The sequence below is a fragment of the Psychrobacter maritimus genome, assembly GCF_904846345.1.
In the GTDB taxonomy this organism is placed as follows: Bacteria; Pseudomonadota; Gammaproteobacteria; order Pseudomonadales; family Moraxellaceae; genus Psychrobacter; species Psychrobacter maritimus.
The window spans coordinates 232064-249487 of the sequence record NZ_CAJHAJ010000005.1; the positions used below are offsets into that span (position 1 = coordinate 232064).

Sequence of the window (17424 nt, forward strand, 5' to 3'; positions counted from 1 at the left end):
TATCCTAATTAATAAGGGTCAAACATTATTATAATAAATCAATCAGCCCGCAGCTAACGTGAGCTTGACTATAAATAACCTTAACATAGGACATCGCGCGTGCCTATCGTTGATAAGTTAAAATTTTGCTCATTTAAACGCTCGAAGTTAAGCCAAAAACAATACCGCCACACAGCAAACTGCCAATAATAAACCGACGATATTGATACGATTGAGCTGCTCTTTAAATACGCCGACGCCTATCAACGTTGCCACCGCAATCACACCGACGTTCATGCCTGTAAAGACGATGCTTGGCGACTCAGACAATACTTGATGGGCACGGACATAAGCATAGATATTGCCCATATTTAGCGCCCCAAGTAATAATCCTGCGCTAAGGGCATTACCCTGCCAGCGGACGCGCGTAATGAGTAAATAAACGAGCAGCAGCAAACCTGCCAGCCCAAACGTCACAAATAAGGTTAAAGGAAAAGCGGCCCCTTGCTTGGCAACTTGTTTAAATAAGATATCAATAACGCCATAACCTAGCCAAACGCCAAACAGCCACAGCGGCGTCTGCTTTGCTTGGGTATTTATAAGCCCATGCTGCGGGCGATAAACCAAAGCACCAAGCGCCAAAAACCCTAATGCTAGTCCAAGGACTCTCGTACCTGTCAGCACTTCGCCAAATAATAAAAAAGCGGCAACAATAGGAATGATAAGCGATAAACGCTGGGCGGCATCGGTTGCGACCATACCGACCGATTCAATCGCGCGCCCAAGGATGATAAATACCGCCGGCAATAACACCCCAAGGGCAATAATGATGCCCCATGCATTACCAAGTGCGCCGATGCTACTGACATCTGGTTTTAATAACACCCAAGTTAGTAAAAATGCCACGGGATATCCCGCCACGATGGTTTGGCGAATATCGATATTTTTTTGGCGTAGTATTTTTAAAAGTACGGAAACAGCGACGCTACAGAGCACCGCTATTATGAGATACATCATTAAGGTCATCCTTGTTAAATTATAATCTGGCGTGTTTATTACTGGCATTTAAGACAGCTATCAGTATCGCCTTTATTCTTTAATATTTTACTTTTAAGCTTCCACTGACCTTTGACTATTAGATAGTTCTTAGAAAAAAACTGCTAAATCAAATAAAACCATAGAATGTAACAAAATATTTCTTACAGAGCAATCTATTTATCTTGCTGGTTTTTAGTATTGTTTATTTAATATGGATGACTCATGCTCGATACAGTCATAAAGAATCGGCAAAACCGTCAAGACAAATCACCAAGTCAATAATTAAGATAGAGTTGAGTATGAGCGATACCCTGCAGCTTACAATTAGCATGCAGCCATTAGAGTGAAGTTTGTTAAAATAACAAACAATCCTAATCACAAAAGTAAAGATTCAAGATAACACCTTATCGTGCTTATTTTGGCGTACTGCTATTGATGCTTTATCACTGCCTATGAATGCTCTATTTCGTTTCTTTGAAACTCGTCTGCCCGCCTTTCCCGATACGCCTATGCCGCTGCCATCCCCAAGTGATGGCATGCTAAAGTTTTTGTGGGCCTGTACCAAAGGTCTGCGCGGTTGGCTATTACTGTTTATGATTTTGTCTGCCGGTATCGGTATCTACGAGGCCATGCTATTTGCTTGGATTGGGAATATCGTCGATTGGCTTGGCGTTTATACCCCGCAAAATCTGTGGACAGAAAAAGGCGATGTGCTGCTCATGATGCTGGCCGTGATGATTGTCAGTCCACTCTGGATTGCCTTGTCATCGTTTATTCATTTTCAAACCTTGCAAGGCGTTTTTCCGATGCAAATGCGCTGGCGTTTTCATCAGCGCATGCTTGGGCAGTCGATGCAGTTTTATCAAGACGAATTCTCTGGTCGCGTATCGGCTAAAGTGATGCAAACGGCGTTGGCGGTGCGTGATACCGTGATGACGGTCACCGATATGTTTATGTATGTCGCCGTCTACTTTATTACCACCGGTGTGATTTTATTTAATTTAGACAGCTTGTTATTAATCCCATTTATTGCTTGGTTCGTCTTAGTGTGGCTGGCGATGTGGTACTTTATTCCCAAACTGAAACAAACGGCGATTGTACAAGCCGATGCCCGCGCTTTAATGACAGGGCGCATAACCGATGCTTATGCCAATATCATGACGGTGAAGCTATTTAGTCATTCGCGCCGCGAGCTTGGTTATGCCAAAAATGCCATGGGACAATTTTTAGGTACGGTCCATGCACAAATGCGCTGGGTCAGTTATTTAGAAGTATCGACCCACTTAATTAGTGTGGTTCTAGTCAGCTCGACTGCTGGTATCAGCTTATATTTATGGCAACAAGGCGCGGTCGGCGTTGGGGCGATTGCTGCAGCGACGGCGATGGCACTGCGTTTAAACGGTCTGACGCGCTGGATTATGTGGCAAACTGCCAGTTTGTTTGAAAGTATTGGTACGGTACAAGACGGCATGCGAACTTTATCAGCGCCGCAAACCATCGTTGATAAACCAAACGCGCCCGCACTTAAAGTCACTGAGGGTCGTATCGTCTTTGACCACGTTGATTTTAGTTATGAAGGCGAAGACGATGATACAGGTTTAAATACGCATAAATTAGCCAAGCGTCTTGATAACGTTAATGGCGATGGTGTTGATTATGCTGCGGGAACTTCATACGCCAAGCTACTAGATAATTTTTACTTAGATATCAAACCGGGTGAGAAAATCGGTTTGGTCGGGCGTTCTGGTGCGGGTAAATCAACCTTGGTTAACCTTCTCTTACGCTTTTTTGATGTTGATAAAGGTAAAGTCTATATCGATGGGCAAGCGATTGATGAAGTTACGCAAGAATCTTTACGTCAGCAAATCGGTATGGTCACCCAAGATACCTCTTTATTACATCGTACCGTCCGTGAAAATATCGCTTATGGTCGTCCTGACGCAACCGATGAGGAAATCATTACGGCTGCTAAGCAAGCCCAAGCATGGGACTTTATCGAAGGCTTGTATGATGATAAGGGCAATACTGGTCTTGATACCCAAGTCGGCGAGCGCGGTGTTAAGCTGTCTGGCGGTCAACGTCAGCGCATTGCTATCTCGCGCGTGATGCTCAAAAACGCCCCGATTTTATTGTTAGATGAGGCGACCAGTGCGCTTGATTCTGAGATTGAATTTGCCATCACCGAAAGCCTAAATGACATCATGACGGGCAAAACTGTTATTGCAATTGCCCATAGACTTTCCACCATTGCCGCCCTTGATAGACTGGTGGTCATGGATAAAGGGCATATCATTGAGCAAGGCAGTCATGATGAGCTATTGGCGTTAAATGGCGTTTATGCACGCTTATGGCAGCGTCAAAGTGGTGGCTTCTTAGGCGAAGACAGCTAATAAGAATTCTATGACAAAAGCTAATGATAGAAGTTAATAAAGGTCAAAAAAACCGTCACAAGGAAGTTTTATTCTTATGGAAGCATTTACCAAGCGTATTAATATCGATGGCAAACAAGCACGCTATTATGACTTGCAGCCGCTGAATTTGTTAGAAGAATCGGATTCTCCTAAACGCCAGCCTGCCCATTTTTATGGCGGCAATAGTTTCACCGTTGGTACTTATGCGCCCTTATTAAATGAATTGGCAACGGACTTCGATTTATCGGCGCTGGCGCTACGGGGTTATTGGTATGACAAACCGCAAGCGCCGCGTCTGACCCGTGAGCAAGATGCCGATATACTGATTGAGTTTTTAGAGAAAACCCAAGACGCGCCTATCGTTGGTATTGGGCATTCTCAAGGGGCGACTGCCACCGCCATAGCAGCGGCCAAACGCCCTGACCTATTCTCACAGCTATACCTTATTGAGCCTGTCACCTTTACGAAAAAGCAAGCGACACTTTATAACTTGCTGCCACGTCAATTTTTGCTAAGCCGTGAACCCTTTAAAAGCACGCTAACCAAGCAATCTACTTGGGCAAGTATCGATGATTACTACGAGAGTTTACGCGCGCAACGTGCTTATAAACGTATCAGTGATGAGCATTTAAAAGTGTTTGCTGAGCAAAGCTTGTCTGCTAACGATGATGGCAGCTATAGCTTGATGTTCGCCCCCGAGCAAGAGCTTGCCAATTATTTTGGTGCGCCCCATATCGATGCCGCATTAAAAAAACTTAGCTGTCCTTATACCTTAATCACGGGCAAACCGACCTTATTTATCAATAATAAAGTACGCAAACAATGGCAAAAATTTGTCCCTGATGGCAGCGTTATCTCCTTGCCAGACTACGGCCATCTATTACCGATGGAAGCGCCTGAATTGTGTGCGCAGATTATCAATGAACATTATAAGAGCGCTAAATAAGCTGAGCGATGTGAGATGTGAGTTATGACTGACCTTTTTGCGCCTGCGCCGACTGATAATTTATTACCTTATGATGGCAAGGTAAATGACTTAGGCGTCGTGATTGATTACCCAAGTGCCTTATATTATGCCTTATTAACGACGCTACCTTGGCAGCCTGATATCGTAACCTTGTTTGGCAAGACGCATGTCACCACTCGTCAAATAGTATGGATGGGCGATAGTGATGCCAGTTATCAATACTCGGGGCACACGCGTCAAGCCATTGCATGGACAGACTCGGTGTTTCATGTGAAACATCATATCGAACAGCAACTATTAAAAATCGGTATTAACGCTGAGTTTAATTCTTGTTTGCTCAACTACTATCCATCTGGCGATGACGGTATGGGCTATCATGCAGACGATGAAAAAGAGCTTGGTCATCAGCCAGTTATTGCCTCTTTGTCACTGGGTGCCACGCGCAAGTTTGTCTTTAAGCATAAAAAAACTCAAGATAAAGTCGAGCTTTATCTTGAGTCCGGTCAGCTTATCGTCATGCATGGTGCTACGCAACAATATTGGAAGCATAGCATTACTAAAACCAAAACAGTCGATGAAGGGCGTATCAGCTTAACCTTCCGGCAAATGGCATTAAATTAAGCAAGTTTGGCTTAGCTTGCTTTTAGCACAATCTTACCAAAGGTATTACCTTTTTCTAGCTCGCCATGGGCGGCCACTACTTCAGATAATGGATAAGTTTGCTGAATCTGTAGGGTTAACTTGCCATCGGCAACAAGCTGTAAAACTCGCGCCATATCTTCACCACTACGCTGCGCTTTATAACCTGCCACCTTTAAGCTCTTTTGACTACCCGCTGCTTTTAGTTTATCAACCCAAATCGTTGGCAAGACATTGACGCGGCCGCCAGACTTTATAACGCTCAGCGCGCGCACGCCCGCATCATCGCCGACCAAGTCTAGAAGCACATCGGCTTGTAAGTCAGGAAAAGCGTCATCTTTGGTATAATCAATCCAACCTGCCAGCTTATTTTTATCTATTAAGCCACCAAGTTTGTCATACTTCTCAGGTGAGCAAATCACGGTTACTTTTACATTGTCTTGCGTCACTTTATCCATCAATAGCTGAATAGCCAAATGTCCAACACCGCCGGCTGGCGCATTGATAACGACATGCTCACCGTTTTTGATATCAGAAAATTCGACAAATTGTAGCGCCGTTTGTCCAATACAAGGCAGCGCGCCTGCTTGCTGCAAAGTGACTGACTCAGGTACTTTTGCCAATAAGTTGGCATCGACCGCGACATACTCTGCATAACCGCCACCGTCAAAGGTCAATGCAGCGACTTGCTCACCGACAGCAAACTTATCACTAGTACTTTTAACCACGATACCGGCGACATCACAGCCTAAAATAGCCGGCTCGTTCTTATCGAACTTGTCTTTTTGAATCGCCTCAGCGCCCCAACCTTTACCTTGACGGGTTTTGTAATCGACGGGATTGATACCGGCATAAGCGATTTTTATCAATACTTGATTGTCCGTTAATTCAGGAATAGCCACGCCATCTTGATATATCATGACTTCAGGCTCGCCAAATTCACGTATAAGAGCGGCATGTTGCGTCGTTGGTATTTTTTTATCAGACATGATTGATCTTCCTTGTATTATTTTCAGCTTTCTTTTTTAATTGGTTTACAGCTTTTTTTAGCGAACAGTTTTCTTAGATAACAGCTTTTTAGATAATAGCTGCTTTGGTTAATGATTTCTTTACTTACCGATTCATGATGCTAAGGCAATGCCAACTCGGCACTAAGCGGCAAATGATCCGATAACGTAGACCACGGTTTGCCGGTATGTACCCAAGCATCCTTCACCCTCAGGTTACGCACGTAAATACGGTCCAAGCTTAGCACCGGCAGTTTGGCAGGAAAGGTCGGTAATAACTTACCATGACAATGCTTAAATGCTTCGGTCATACCTAAGCTCGATGCGAGTCGGTCGCAAGACATTTTCTTCCAGTCATTAAAATCACCCGCCAATATCAAAGGTTGGTCAGGCGCAATCTCATTACGTACATAATTGGAAATGGCTTCATATTGTTTAATACGATCGCGCTCAAAAAGGTTTAGATGAGCGCATAACACCACAACTGGCATCTCCCACCCTATCGGCTGCACCTCGCAGTGCAGAACACCGCGCTGCTCAAGCTTATTAACCGTGATATTGACATTATGTTTGGGATCAAGCGGAAAACGACTCAGGACGGCATTACCATGATGACCATTTTCATATTCTGAATTTTTACCATAACTGTTTTGCAGCTGCAGGTATTCACCAAACCATTCATGCTGGGATTGGTCAGGGTATTCGTTATATTGCATATTGCGCTTCAGATTTTGACCTTGTACTTCTTGAAGGCAGAGTATGTCGGAGCCAATGATATCAAGCGCTTGGGCGATACCTTGTATTTTGACCTCCCGATTCATCGGCGACATGCCTTTGTGAATGTTATAGCTGGTCAAAACAAAAGAGGCGGTGTTATTCATAAATTTATCAGTCATAGACTCATGGTTCATAGAGTAAAGGTTAAAAACGATGCTAAGTAAGCACATCATTAAGTCAAAAAGAACAGCTCTTATAAAGCAGCTCTTATTTAATGGTCAATTATAATAATTAAGAAATAAAAGCTTATTAAAAATAGTTATGGTAATAATAATTATAGCGATTCATGCAAAAAGAGCATTGATTCATATCGAACCAATGCTCCCATATTATACCTATGTTGTAACGATGGCTAATTCATTAACGAATATCAGCAATCGATTAATAGCGCGTTACCAGAGCAATTGGCTGATCTGCACTCATAATATCTTGTGGCATAAAGACCGCTTTACCACCATTATGAATGACATGTTCGATGATTTCACCAATCGCATCATCGGTAACACCTTCTGCCGTCGCATCATCTGCCATACTCAAGGTTTGTGCTTTTTCATCAATTTTCGCAGGTTGCATATAACCGCGACGGATATATAACGTCTCGCCTACACCCTGAAATGCACTGCGATAGACTTCTTGTAAATCCGTTTGCAGCATATTTGCACCGCGCGCTTTATCAATCTCACCCAAGGCTGCTTGATGTAATGAGGTGCGATAGCCCTCTACCGCTTCTTGTACGCTATCAACGATATGCTGGGCACTGCCTTCTTCTAACTTGGTCGCGTTTGAAACCGTAGCAATGATATTTTCTGGACGGTCACAGATATCTTTATAGTAACCAATATTTTTGGCATCACCAACGATGACAAGTGGCATTTTATTCTCGCCCCATATCTCTTGCACGCTTTTATCTACTTGGTTAAAGAAGGCTTTTAGATAGCTGCTTTCGTTGTTCGCTGAGCGATCTGAACCGCCGTCACTGGTATTATAAAGACCGTTATTTTCGATAGGGAATGGGATATTTTCCATATTATTTTGTGCATCGTCGTCTTTATCACATTCTTTGATAACACGGTCGTTAGACGCTTCAATCAAACGGGCATTATCACGGGTCAATACCACCGTATAATAATGAACCGCACTTGCCATATCTCGCACCAAGTCGCGCGTGGCAAAACGGTCTGAAATAATGACACGCTCTTTGGTATCAATCGGCATACGGATAACTTGGACATCGTCAGTACTGGCAAATATCGCCAACGTATCTAAATTATAATTGTGGTTGAAATCGCTGGTTTTATTTTTGATATTTTCTAATATAGTGGTCGCGGTACGCTTATCATACTCATTGGTTAAGCGCTCTTCGACGACTTTTAATTGGTTTTTTAGGGCGATAGGGTCTTTTTCATTATCAGGATGCTCACGGTGCGTTTTGACAAAAATACTCACGGCTGGATTGGCTTTTGTCTCACGTAAACTTTTCAGAGTTGCTTTCATAAATACTGCTCCTTGTTTTATTATCATTGGTTTGCACGTTAAAATAGATTTTTTATATTTATTGGTTATCTTTGAAACTGCTTTTATTAAAAATTGTTTTTAAAAGTCATCAATCTATAGTTATTTTTAAAATCCGTTTGAGCGGTTTAAACAATACCTATTAATACCCTTTTTAATCAATTTACTCAAGTATTTCAGGTAGTAGAAAAATCCATTTTTGCTATTCCCTTACTAAGATGCTAACAATTTAACCCCACTGCCTATAGGGTTAATTTGCAAGCAAATGATGGCGCTTTGTAAGTGAAGCTTAATTAACTTTAAGTACAGGCGATAATTGAAGTAATGAAATAATGATAGTTATCAATAATGACAGTGACAGTGACAGTGACAGTGATAGTGATAGTGATAGTCAATGTATCGCTATCTACCATAATCTCATAAGCGCACGACTTTAAAACGATATCTGCCGAATTGGGTTGTATTCCAGGCGATTGATACCCATCTTTTAGATACCCTATATAACAACCCTTGTATAACAATACTCGCTATTAATAATAATTCTCTCATTACTATTGGATACTTTTATGACCTCTATTTCTGCAAATTTACGCCTTGTCGATTTTGACAATGTCGCACCAGACACCTTACAAAACCAAGTTATCAGTGCTATCGATACTGCCAATGCCTTTTTAGATAATATGAGCGCAGACAACGATAGTAATAACGGCTTGACTGATATCAATGCTGAGCAAGCGTTAGCCGATATCATGACCTTTGACCATATTAATCTTGCTTTAGATCGCAGTTGGGGAATTTTGTCGCACCTTAATAGCGTGATGAGTAATGATGAAATCCGTCATGTCCATCACGAGCTGCTACCCAAACTGTCCGCTTATGGCACACGGGTAGGACAGCATCAACCGTTATTTAATCGTTATCAAACTATCGTTAATGATACAGCGTTTTTTGCCGCGCTTGAGCCAGCACGAGCGCGTGCTATTGAGCTTGCGCTACGTAGCTTTGAGCTATCAGGTGTCGCACTGCCAAAAGCTGAACAGGAAAAATTTGCTGCTATCCAAAGTGCGCTCTCAACCTTATCGGCAACATTCTCAGACCATATATTGGACGCCACCCAAGCGTATGCCCTAGCGCTTAAACCAGAGCAATTAGCCGGTCTAACCGAAAGTGGACTGGCGCTCTTGGCTGATGCTGGCGAACAATTTAAAGCTCGCGAGCTTGCCAGTGGTGCGCTCACCCAAGCAGAAATCGATGCTTTGCCGACGCCTTATTATGTTGCCAGCTTAAATATTCCCGTTTATCTTGCTGTCATGACCCATGCCGATGACCGCAATCTGCGCGAAACACTTTACCGCGCTTATGTTACCCGCGCTTCTGAGTTTGATAAGCACAGCAATGCCAAAGGTGAGTCGCTCAATAATGCCGACATCATGAGTCAAATCCTACAATTACGGGTGCAAAAAGCCAAGCTATTAGGTTTTGATAATTATGCAGAAGTCTCACTATCAACCAAAATGGCAGATAGCGTGACGGAAGTTGAAACCTTTTTACGGGATTTGGCTGAGCAAGCGATCCCAGCGGCTAAGCAAGATTTAGCACAGCTGCAAAAGTATGCGCAGGATTATGGCATTACTGAGCTACAGCCGTGGGACAGCGCTTATGTCGCTGAAAAAGTAAAACAAAGCGAGTTCAGCTTATCGCAAGAAGAGATTCGCCCGTATTTCCCACTGCCAAAAGTGATTAGCGGATTATTTGCTATCGTCGAGCGTTTATACGGTATCAAAGTACAAGAGCACAGTGAATCTGTATCACGCTGGCACGATGAGGTAAGTTTTTATCAGTTATTTGATGCTGATGACAACTTGCTTGGTGGTTTTTACTTTGACTTATTTGCCCGTAGTGGTAAGCGCGGCGGTGCCTGGATGAGTGGTTTTCAATCGCGTTATACCTATGCTGAACAAAACCATGAGCAGCTGCCTATATGCTTTATGGTCGGTAACTTCACCCCTGCCCTCGATGGCAAACCAAGCTTATTGACCCACGATGAAGTATTGACCTTGTTCCACGAGTTTGGTCATGGTCTACATCACTTATTAACCCAAGTAACCGTTAGTGATGTCGCTGGGGTAAATGGCGTTGAATGGGATGCAGTTGAGCTACCTAGTCAGTTTATGGAAAACTGGGCATGGGATGCCGAAGGTATTGCGCTGATTAGTAGTCATGTCGAAACTGGCGAGCCATTACCGAAAGACAAACTTGAGGCGTTATTGGCGGTGAAAAACTTCCAAAGCGGGATGCAAACCTTACGTCAAATAGAATTTGCCCTCTTTGACTTATTGATTCATGCGCAGACGCCAGCGCTTAATTATGATGGTATCCTTACGACGCTAAATACCGTGCGCGATGATATTGCTATCATGCAGACACCTGACTATAACCGCTTTGCCAATGGCTTTAGTCATATTTTTGCCGGTGGTTATGCGGCAGGTTATTACTCGTATAAATGGGCAGAGCTGTTATCAGCAGATGCCTTTAGTAAGTTTGAAGAAGAAGGTATTTTTAACCCAATAACCGGTAAAGCTTTCCGTGAGACCATCTTATCAGTGGGTGGTAGTTTCCCTGCCAAGGCCAACTTTGAGAACTTCCGTGGTCGCAGCGCCAGTATCGATGCGTTATTACGTCATAGCGGTTTTGATAACGCTAAAAATGACGATGCTGCCAATATTGAAAGCAATGCCCAAACGACGCGCGAGGTTATCTAAATGCGCTATCAATCATCAACCCCAAAACGTCGGTTTTTAGCCGGCGTTCGTTGCCCTAAATGTCAGGCGATGGATGCGGTGGTGCAAGTCAATATCGTCGAGCCTGCGCCAGATGAGTATATCGAATGTACTCAGTGCGGACATGCGGAGCATCGCCCCGACCCTGATGTAATCAGTGCCAAAAATCATGCAGAAGACCAAATCGCTCGTGATGCAATGGTGACCGGCACCAGCGGTACGGTCAAGTTCAAACCATAAGTAACAAAATCCGTATCGTCAAGCCTTAATAGCTACTAGCCTATCTAATGATATATATCCAGTTAGATAGGCTTTTTATTTTGAGTTTGTTATAGTATGCCTACTTATACTTTTAACATAAATCGACCCTTTTATGAATAAAAAACAAATACGTCCTTTACCCGTTAAGACACTAAAAAAACAACCTAATAAATCACGGCAAAAATGGTTGCCAATCATTATCTTGGCAGCACTATTAATTGGTTATTTGGTTTGGAAAAATAGTTCGCCTGACGCTAATACTTCGCCTATCGAAAGTACGCCAACGCCTACCGAGCAAAATAGCGCTGCGCAATCAGATACTACATCCTTAGATAATAATGCGTTAGATACGAGTGTGTCGATTTTAGATACCGATGCTGCTAGCACAGATAGTCAGACCCCTGATCCCGACGCTATCTTAAACGCGCCTTTACCAGAAACAGATAGCTTGGCGAAAGAAGAAATTGATCGCTTAGCGGACGAGCGTAAACGCTTAGCAGAACAAGAAAAGTTAGCGGCTGAGCAATTGACAATGAATAAGCAGCTGACAGAGATGAAGGCTGAGCAAATCGCCTTGCTTGAGGAACAAATCGCTCAGTTAGAAGCCGCTGAAGGGGCTAAAACCAGCGCAAAATAATAACATTTTTATAAAGGGGCTAATAAATGGCACATCTACAACCCACCCATGCCCCTATTTTAAATAGCAGCGCTCAGTTGCTGATACTGCCTGTTAATAATGCAGGTATTCTTTTAGACCCTATCCTTACGCGAAGCAAAAACCTATATCTAGACAACTACCAACGCTACTATCGTGCTTGCCGTGATGGTAGCCTAATGGTCGGTAGTTGTTTAATGCATAAACGCTCACGCGAGCAAGCGGGACTTGGCGTCAGCAGTAATGGCAATCAGCCAAGTTATATCGCCAATCCTGTGATATCAAACCACCCCTATCATCCAACCAGAGCTCGTTGGCTTACTGCAGCTTTAGTCGATTTACAACAGCAGCTGATACCTTTGATACGTTATCAAGGTATTCGTAGGGTTGCCCTATTAGCGCGTCCGCTTATTACTAGTCATGCGCAAAACGGTTCTGCTCAAAATAATGCTATTAACAACGCCGAATTAGCAGAATCAATTGCTCTAGATTGGTATAGCGATATCTTGCCTCTTGCCACCCATCATCTACAAGATTTACCCAATTTGCGCATTGATATCCACCTTCCTAAAGATATCAACATATAGATTATTTTCTCATTGTCATTATTTTTTGAGCGCATAAAAAAACCGCCTTGATTGCTAATTATCAGCAACCAAAGCGGTTTTTTAGGTTTTGACTATATTAAATTACGTCAAATATCGAGGATTAGCTTTGCTCGATACCTTTCATAGTCAATTTGATACGACCACGGTTATCAACGTCTTGTACCAATACTTTAACGATTTGACCTTCTTTTAGATAGTCAGATACGTTTTCTACGCGCTCGTCTGCAATTTGCGAGATATGCACGAGGCCGTCAGTGTTTGGCAGTACGTTAACGAATGCGCCGAAGTCGACGATACGAGCAACCGTGCCTTCATAAGTTTTACCAACTTCCACTTCTGCGGTGATTGCTTCGATTTTACCGATAGCCGCTTTGGTTGCTGCTTTATTTTCACCAAAGATACGAATCGTACCAGCGTCATCGATATCGATAACCGCGCCAGTCTCTTCGGTTAGCTGACGAATTGTTGCGCCGCCTTTACCGATGACATCACGGATTTTGTCTGGGTTGATTTCGATAACCGCATAGTTAGGTGCATGGGCGTTGATTTCAGTACGGCTTGCAGGCAATACTTTGTTCATCGCATCTAAGATATGGATACGGCCAGCATGGGCTTGCTTAAGCGCTTGCTCCATGATATCGGCGGTAATACCTTCGATTTTGATATCCATCTGTAGTGCTGTGATACCGTCTTTTGAACCCGCTACTTTAAAGTCCATATCGCCAAGATGATCTTCATCACCTAGGATGTCAGACAATACCGCAAAGCGCTCGCCTTCTTTAACCAGACCCATCGCGATACCAGCAACCGGTGCTTTTAATGGTACGCCAGCGTCCATCAATGCCAAGCTTGCGCCGCAAACCGAAGCCATTGAAGATGAACCGTTTGATTCAGTGATTTCTGATACCACACGAATCACATACGGGAAGCGTTCGCTATCTGGAAGCATCGCTTCAACACCGCGGCGCGCTAGGCGACCATGACCGATTTCACGACGTTTTGGAATACCTTCACGACCGGTTTCACCGACTGAGAAATGCGGGAAGTTATAATGCAACATGAAATGGTCACGAATCGTGCCAGCCAATGAATCAATCATGTTTACGTCGCGCGTGTTACCAAGCGTGGTGGTCACTAATGCTTGTGTTTCACCGCGGGTAAATAGTGCTGAACCATGGGTAAATGGCAAGACGCCAACTTGGACATCAAGGGCACGAACGGTTTCAAGATCACGACCATCAATACGTGGCTTACCTGACAAGATATTGTCACGAACAGTGCGGTACTTTAGGTCATTGTAAATTTCTTTTAGCTCAGAAACAGTATCATTGTAAGTTTCTGCTTCCGTATCGCCCGCCAATGCATCGATAATGGCTTGTTTGATTTCATCAAGCTTAGTGTAGCGTTCTTGCTTATCGGTGATGGTATAAGCGTCAGCAACTTGCTCACCAAACTGCGCTTTCATGCTGGTCTCTAACGCTTGATCGCGAACAGGTGCAGTATACTCTTGCTTAGCAGTACCAATTTCTGCGGCCATTGACGCAATGTTATCGATAACGATTTGTTGTTGCTGATGACCGTATAAAACCGCACCTAGCATTTGGTCTTCAGACAATTCTTTCGCTTCTGATTCAACCATCAAAACGGCAGATTTAGTACCAGCAACTACTAAGTCAAGGTCGCTCTCTTTAAGCTGTTCAAGCGTTGGGTTAAGAACGTATTCGCCATTGATAAAGCCAACACGGGCAGCAGCTACAGGGCCATTAAATGGCGCATCAGAGATAGCGAGTGCTGCTGAAGCACCGATTAGCGCAGCAATATCTGCAGACTGGCTCTTGTCTGATGAAACAACCGTTGCCGTGATTTGAATCTCGTTCACATAGCCTTCAGGGAACAATGGGCGAATCGGACGGTCAATCAGGCGCGAGGTTAGCGTTTCAGCTTCGCTGGCACGGCCTTCACGTTTGCCATAAGCACCAGGGATTTTACCGGCTGCATACATTTTTTCTTGATAGTTTACGGTCAATGGAAAGAAGTTTTGACCTTCTTTAGCATCAGACTTTACCACGGCTGCTACTAGTACAGATACGCCGCCCATGTGGACTAAAATAGAGTTTGCTTGACGAGCGATACGGCCCGTTTCGATAACGACCTGCTGGTCGCCGTATTGGAATTCACGCTTAATGGTATTAAACATTGTCATATAATTTTCCTAATATTGACTGACGAAAGTGATATCAGCGCTATAACAAGCTGATATCTGTCATTTAAAATTCTTTGGATGTAGCCGCTAATTTAGCTACTAACTGGCAGTGATTCAGTTAAAAACTGCGTCAATTAGCGCGGGTTTCATCATCTATATATCTGATGCATCTGCAATTTATTTAAAATAGAGCACGTACTTCTGATATGTTGCTTGTTTACATTCGGTCTTGTGCCAATCTGGTCTTGTTTAATTCTGGTTTTTTATACTTACTATTAAAGGGGTTACCAAATCAAAATACCTTAGCATCCGATACGGCACTGTTTACTGCGTATTTTTAGTAAAATATTTACAGTGTCTTCCATGCCGTCTAAACAGTCATCAGCTAATAGTAAGCTATACAAATATTTGCGCGCCAGTATGTCTCTAAAACGCACAAGGCATTATTTTACAGTGATTTATAACCATTGACCAATGAAATACAAAACCGTCTGTTTGCTCATAATGAGCACTCAATAGCTGCTCATAAATCATTTTTACGCTGCAGTCATTGTATGGCATACGCTTTTAGTATTTAAGCCCAGCGCACAAGCCAATGCGCCATCCTAATAAGCATAAAAAAACGGCGTGAAACTATTCCACACCGTCTTTAGAAAAAATCTATTTTATCGAGTTCAACAAGCAAGTTCCAAATGGTTTGGCAAAAAATCTAAAATCTTGCCACATTCTGGCATATTCTATATTAGCGACCACTCGTACTATTGTCGCCAAATTAACGACGTAGACCTAATTGGCTAATAAGGGTGGTATAGCGACCAAGATCTTTACCTTTTAGGTAGTCAAGTAGTTTACGACGCGTGTTAACCATACGGATAAGACCGCGACGGCTATGATGGTCAGCTTTGTGTGCTTTAAAATGGTTTTGTAAGTCATTAATACGCGCACTTAACAAAGCTACTTGAACTTCTGGTGAGCCTGTGTCGTTTTCGCCACGTTGGTACTGAGCAATGATTTGTTCGCGATCGGTATTAGTTAGCATAAATCTCTCCGGCAATGCTATAAGCGCCAAGATGTACTTAACATTTAAGCATCAAGGTGCAATAGAATAATAAATAAAATAGTTTGACCGTCATTCAGGACAACCCTGCATTACTAGAGTTGACCTAGTGTACGACAAACTTATCAATGATAACGTTTATTTAAATACGGCTTAGAATAAGATAAAACATCCGTTAACTTAGACTTGCGTCCAAGCAAAGATAAGCTCTATCTAAAACGATGTTTAAATATGACAGCGATTATAACAAAAAACTGCTGAACTAGCAGCAGTTTTTTATAGGAGATTTACAGTTTAACTTTTAAAGATGCAGAGGCTAGCAGTGATAGCTATGAACTTATAATAGCTTACTTTTTAACGTCATCTTGCGTGGCAGTACCGCCAAGGGCATCGTCATCAAGCGGCGCTGTCGTTGCTTCTGCTAGGCTATCAGGACTAGTACTCTCACTAGGATTGATATCTTCCGCCTGCTGTTTAATTTTCTGCTCTTGTGCATCTAAATGTTTTTCTGAATCAGTCATAGTAACTCCTAATTATAATCATTCTTTGTATTTACTAAGCATTTACGGTTACTAATATTTACGGTTACTAATATAGCGACTAAAGTAATAGCCCTTTGCTAACGCTAAAGCATTAGCAAATTAACTATTTTTCTTCTTTAGCATTTTTTAAATTATCAGCAATACGCTCGGCAGCGGCTTCTGAATCTTCGGTATGATTATCTTCAGTTTGACCTTTTAATGCCGCTTTTGCTGATTCAGAACGTTGTTGCTCAAATTTGGTATCGTTTGGGTTAGAGTTTGACATAATAGCTTCCTTTTTATGATTGTCATTGATGATAGAAATTAATTTATATTTGCAGCATTTACTGTGACGCAATGACTTGCTAATTCACTGACTGCTAGCTACTAAATCTCGTGACTAAGACAATGCCTTATCAATAGCGGCAACAAAGTCTGTAATATCGTCTGGGTTACGTGAAGTAATCAGATTACCGTCTACTTGCACGCTTTTATCTACGAAAGTTGCGCCAGCGTTTTCTAAATCTAGCTGTAATGTATGATAGGCGGTCAGCGTTTTACCTTTAGCTATACCAGTATTAATCAGCGCCCAAGGTGCATGACAGATTACCGCTAAGGGCTTACCAGCCTCGTTGATGGCATTGATAATGGTATGTGCTTCTTTATTACCACGTATGGTATCGGCATTGACCGTCCCACCTGGCAACACTAACGCATCATAATCAGCAACTTCGGCGTCTTTAGCAAATATATCAGCGCTAAAGGTAGCGCCTTTATTAACATCCTGCTGCATCGCTTGGACTTGTTTGTCTTTATTGGTGGTAATTAAAAGGGTTTTATAGCCTTTTTCTTTTAGCTGGTTATTTACCTCTTCGTATTCTGCTTGTTCGAAGTTATTGTGTAATAAAAAGGCAATGGTTTTCATAATAATCCTTATACTTTAATTCATACGTTATGCTTTAATTAATACGTTAATTTTATTATTTTTTATATGCATCTTTAATTATTG

At 42.6% G+C, this 17424-nt stretch carries 16 protein-coding genes; 7 read left to right on the forward strand and 9 right to left on the reverse strand.

The features are described from left to right. Window positions 1-147 precede the first annotated feature (147 nt). Complete coding sequence (locus JMX50_RS08985) at window positions 148-996, reverse strand: EamA/RhaT family transporter (RefSeq protein WP_201629276.1); 849 nt, start codon at window positions 994-996, stop codon at window positions 148-150. Between the two features lie 473 nt (window positions 997-1469). Between JMX50_RS08985 and JMX50_RS08990 the strand changes: the two genes are divergently transcribed. The 3 genes from JMX50_RS08990 (at window position 1470) to JMX50_RS09000 (ending at window position 5016) form a co-directional block, all read left to right on the forward strand. Then, the gene (locus JMX50_RS08990) at window positions 1470-3407 is read left to right on the forward strand and encodes an ABC transporter ATP-binding protein (protein WP_201629277.1); all 1938 of its coding nucleotides are present in this window, start codon (window positions 1470-1472) and stop codon (window positions 3405-3407) included. A gap of 76 nt (window positions 3408-3483) precedes the next feature. Next, window positions 3484-4374, forward strand: a complete 891-nt coding sequence (locus JMX50_RS08995) for an alpha/beta fold hydrolase (RefSeq protein WP_201629278.1) — start codon at window positions 3484-3486, stop codon at window positions 4372-4374. Window positions 4375-4398: 24 nt separating this feature from the next. Further along, a complete protein-coding gene (locus JMX50_RS09000; RefSeq protein ID WP_201564312.1) occupies window positions 4399-5016 on the forward strand; it encodes an alpha-ketoglutarate-dependent dioxygenase AlkB family protein in 618 nt (205 codons plus the stop codon). A gap of 11 nt (window positions 5017-5027) precedes the next feature. Here the strand turns inward: JMX50_RS09000 and JMX50_RS09005 are convergent, their stop codons facing one another. From JMX50_RS09005 to JMX50_RS09015, 3 genes are all read right to left on the reverse strand, one after another. After that, the gene (locus JMX50_RS09005; RefSeq protein WP_201629279.1) at window positions 5028-6023 is read right to left on the reverse strand and encodes an NADP-dependent oxidoreductase; all 996 of its coding nucleotides are present in this window, start codon (window positions 6021-6023) and stop codon (window positions 5028-5030) included. 140 nt (window positions 6024-6163) lie between these two features. After that, the gene (locus JMX50_RS09010) at window positions 6164-6937 is read right to left on the reverse strand and encodes an endonuclease/exonuclease/phosphatase family protein (RefSeq protein WP_372829544.1); all 774 of its coding nucleotides are present in this window, start codon (window positions 6935-6937) and stop codon (window positions 6164-6166) included. Window positions 6938-7199: 262 nt separating this feature from the next. Further along, entirely contained in the window at window positions 7200-8312 is a 1113-nt protein-coding gene (locus tag JMX50_RS09015) for a hypothetical protein (RefSeq protein ID WP_201629280.1), read from the reverse strand. 584 nt (window positions 8313-8896) lie between these two features. Between JMX50_RS09015 and JMX50_RS09020 the strand changes: the two genes are divergently transcribed. The 4 genes from JMX50_RS09020 (at window position 8897) to JMX50_RS09035 (ending at window position 12613) form a co-directional block, all read left to right on the forward strand. Further along, a complete protein-coding gene (locus tag JMX50_RS09020) occupies window positions 8897-11092 on the forward strand; it encodes a M3 family metallopeptidase (RefSeq protein ID WP_201629281.1) in 2196 nt (731 codons plus the stop codon). Further along, window positions 11093-11350, forward strand: a complete 258-nt coding sequence (locus tag JMX50_RS09025; RefSeq protein ID WP_201620422.1) for a YheV family putative metal-binding protein — start codon at window positions 11093-11095, stop codon at window positions 11348-11350. A gap of 133 nt (window positions 11351-11483) precedes the next feature. Then, on the forward strand, window positions 11484-12008 hold the full coding sequence (locus tag JMX50_RS09030; protein ID WP_201629282.1) for a hypothetical protein: 525 nt from the start codon (window positions 11484-11486) through the stop codon (window positions 12006-12008). A gap of 26 nt (window positions 12009-12034) precedes the next feature. Continuing rightward, a complete protein-coding gene (locus JMX50_RS09035; RefSeq protein WP_201629283.1) occupies window positions 12035-12613 on the forward strand; it encodes a hypothetical protein in 579 nt (192 codons plus the stop codon). A gap of 121 nt (window positions 12614-12734) precedes the next feature. Here JMX50_RS09035 and pnp read toward each other — a convergent pair whose 3' ends face one another. The 5 genes from pnp to JMX50_RS09060 form a co-directional block, all read right to left on the reverse strand. Next, window positions 12735-14837 (reverse strand): polyribonucleotide nucleotidyltransferase, encoded by a 2103-nt coding sequence (gene pnp / locus JMX50_RS09040; protein WP_201629284.1) that lies wholly within the window; start codon window positions 14835-14837, stop codon window positions 12735-12737. 772 nt (window positions 14838-15609) lie between these two features. Next, window positions 15610-15876, reverse strand: coding sequence for a 30S ribosomal protein S15 (rpsO, locus tag JMX50_RS09045; protein ID WP_045443035.1), 267 nt, complete (start codon window positions 15874-15876; stop codon window positions 15610-15612). Between the two features lie 365 nt (window positions 15877-16241). Continuing rightward, a complete protein-coding gene (locus JMX50_RS09050) occupies window positions 16242-16415 on the reverse strand; it encodes a hypothetical protein (protein ID WP_201629285.1) in 174 nt (57 codons plus the stop codon). A 124-nt stretch (window positions 16416-16539) separates the two neighbouring features. Beyond that, window positions 16540-16701: a hypothetical protein gene (locus tag JMX50_RS09055; RefSeq protein ID WP_201629286.1), complete on the reverse strand. Its 162-nt coding sequence runs from the start codon at window positions 16699-16701 to the stop codon at window positions 16540-16542. Between the two features lie 114 nt (window positions 16702-16815). Beyond that, window positions 16816-17340: a type 1 glutamine amidotransferase domain-containing protein gene (locus JMX50_RS09060; RefSeq protein WP_201623916.1), complete on the reverse strand. Its 525-nt coding sequence runs from the start codon at window positions 17338-17340 to the stop codon at window positions 16816-16818. Between the last annotated feature and the right edge of the window lie 84 nt (window positions 17341-17424).

Coding starts and splice junctions, on each gene's coding strand:
- JMX50_RS08985 (WP_201629276.1), bottom strand. CDS start 996: ATGATGTATCTCATAATAGCGGTGCTCTGTAGCGTCGCTGTTTCCGTA.
- JMX50_RS08990 (WP_201629277.1), top strand. CDS start 1,470: ATGAATGCTCTATTTCGTTTCTTTGAAACTCGTCTGCCCGCCTTTCCC.
- JMX50_RS08995 (WP_201629278.1), top strand. CDS start 3,484: ATGGAAGCATTTACCAAGCGTATTAATATCGATGGCAAACAAGCACGC.
- JMX50_RS09000 (WP_201564312.1), top strand. CDS start 4,399: ATGACTGACCTTTTTGCGCCTGCGCCGACTGATAATTTATTACCTTAT.
- JMX50_RS09005 (WP_201629279.1), bottom strand. CDS start 6,023: ATGTCTGATAAAAAAATACCAACGACGCAACATGCCGCTCTTATACGT.
- JMX50_RS09010 (WP_372829544.1), bottom strand. CDS start 6,937: ATGACTGATAAATTTATGAATAACACCGCCTCTTTTGTTTTGACCAGC.
- JMX50_RS09015 (WP_201629280.1), bottom strand. CDS start 8,312: ATGAAAGCAACTCTGAAAAGTTTACGTGAGACAAAAGCCAATCCAGCC.
- JMX50_RS09020 (WP_201629281.1), top strand. CDS start 8,897: ATGACCTCTATTTCTGCAAATTTACGCCTTGTCGATTTTGACAATGTC.
- JMX50_RS09025 (WP_201620422.1), top strand. CDS start 11,093: ATGCGCTATCAATCATCAACCCCAAAACGTCGGTTTTTAGCCGGCGTT.
- JMX50_RS09030 (WP_201629282.1), top strand. CDS start 11,484: ATGAATAAAAAACAAATACGTCCTTTACCCGTTAAGACACTAAAAAAA.
- JMX50_RS09035 (WP_201629283.1), top strand. CDS start 12,035: ATGGCACATCTACAACCCACCCATGCCCCTATTTTAAATAGCAGCGCT.
- pnp (WP_201629284.1), bottom strand. CDS start 14,837: ATGACAATGTTTAATACCATTAAGCGTGAATTCCAATACGGCGACCAG.
- rpsO (WP_045443035.1), bottom strand. CDS start 15,876: ATGCTAACTAATACCGATCGCGAACAAATCATTGCTCAGTACCAACGT.
- JMX50_RS09050 (WP_201629285.1), bottom strand. CDS start 16,415: ATGACTGATTCAGAAAAACATTTAGATGCACAAGAGCAGAAAATTAAA.
- JMX50_RS09055 (WP_201629286.1), bottom strand. CDS start 16,701: ATGTCAAACTCTAACCCAAACGATACCAAATTTGAGCAACAACGTTCT.
- JMX50_RS09060 (WP_201623916.1), bottom strand. CDS start 17,340: ATGAAAACCATTGCCTTTTTATTACACAATAACTTCGAACAAGCAGAA.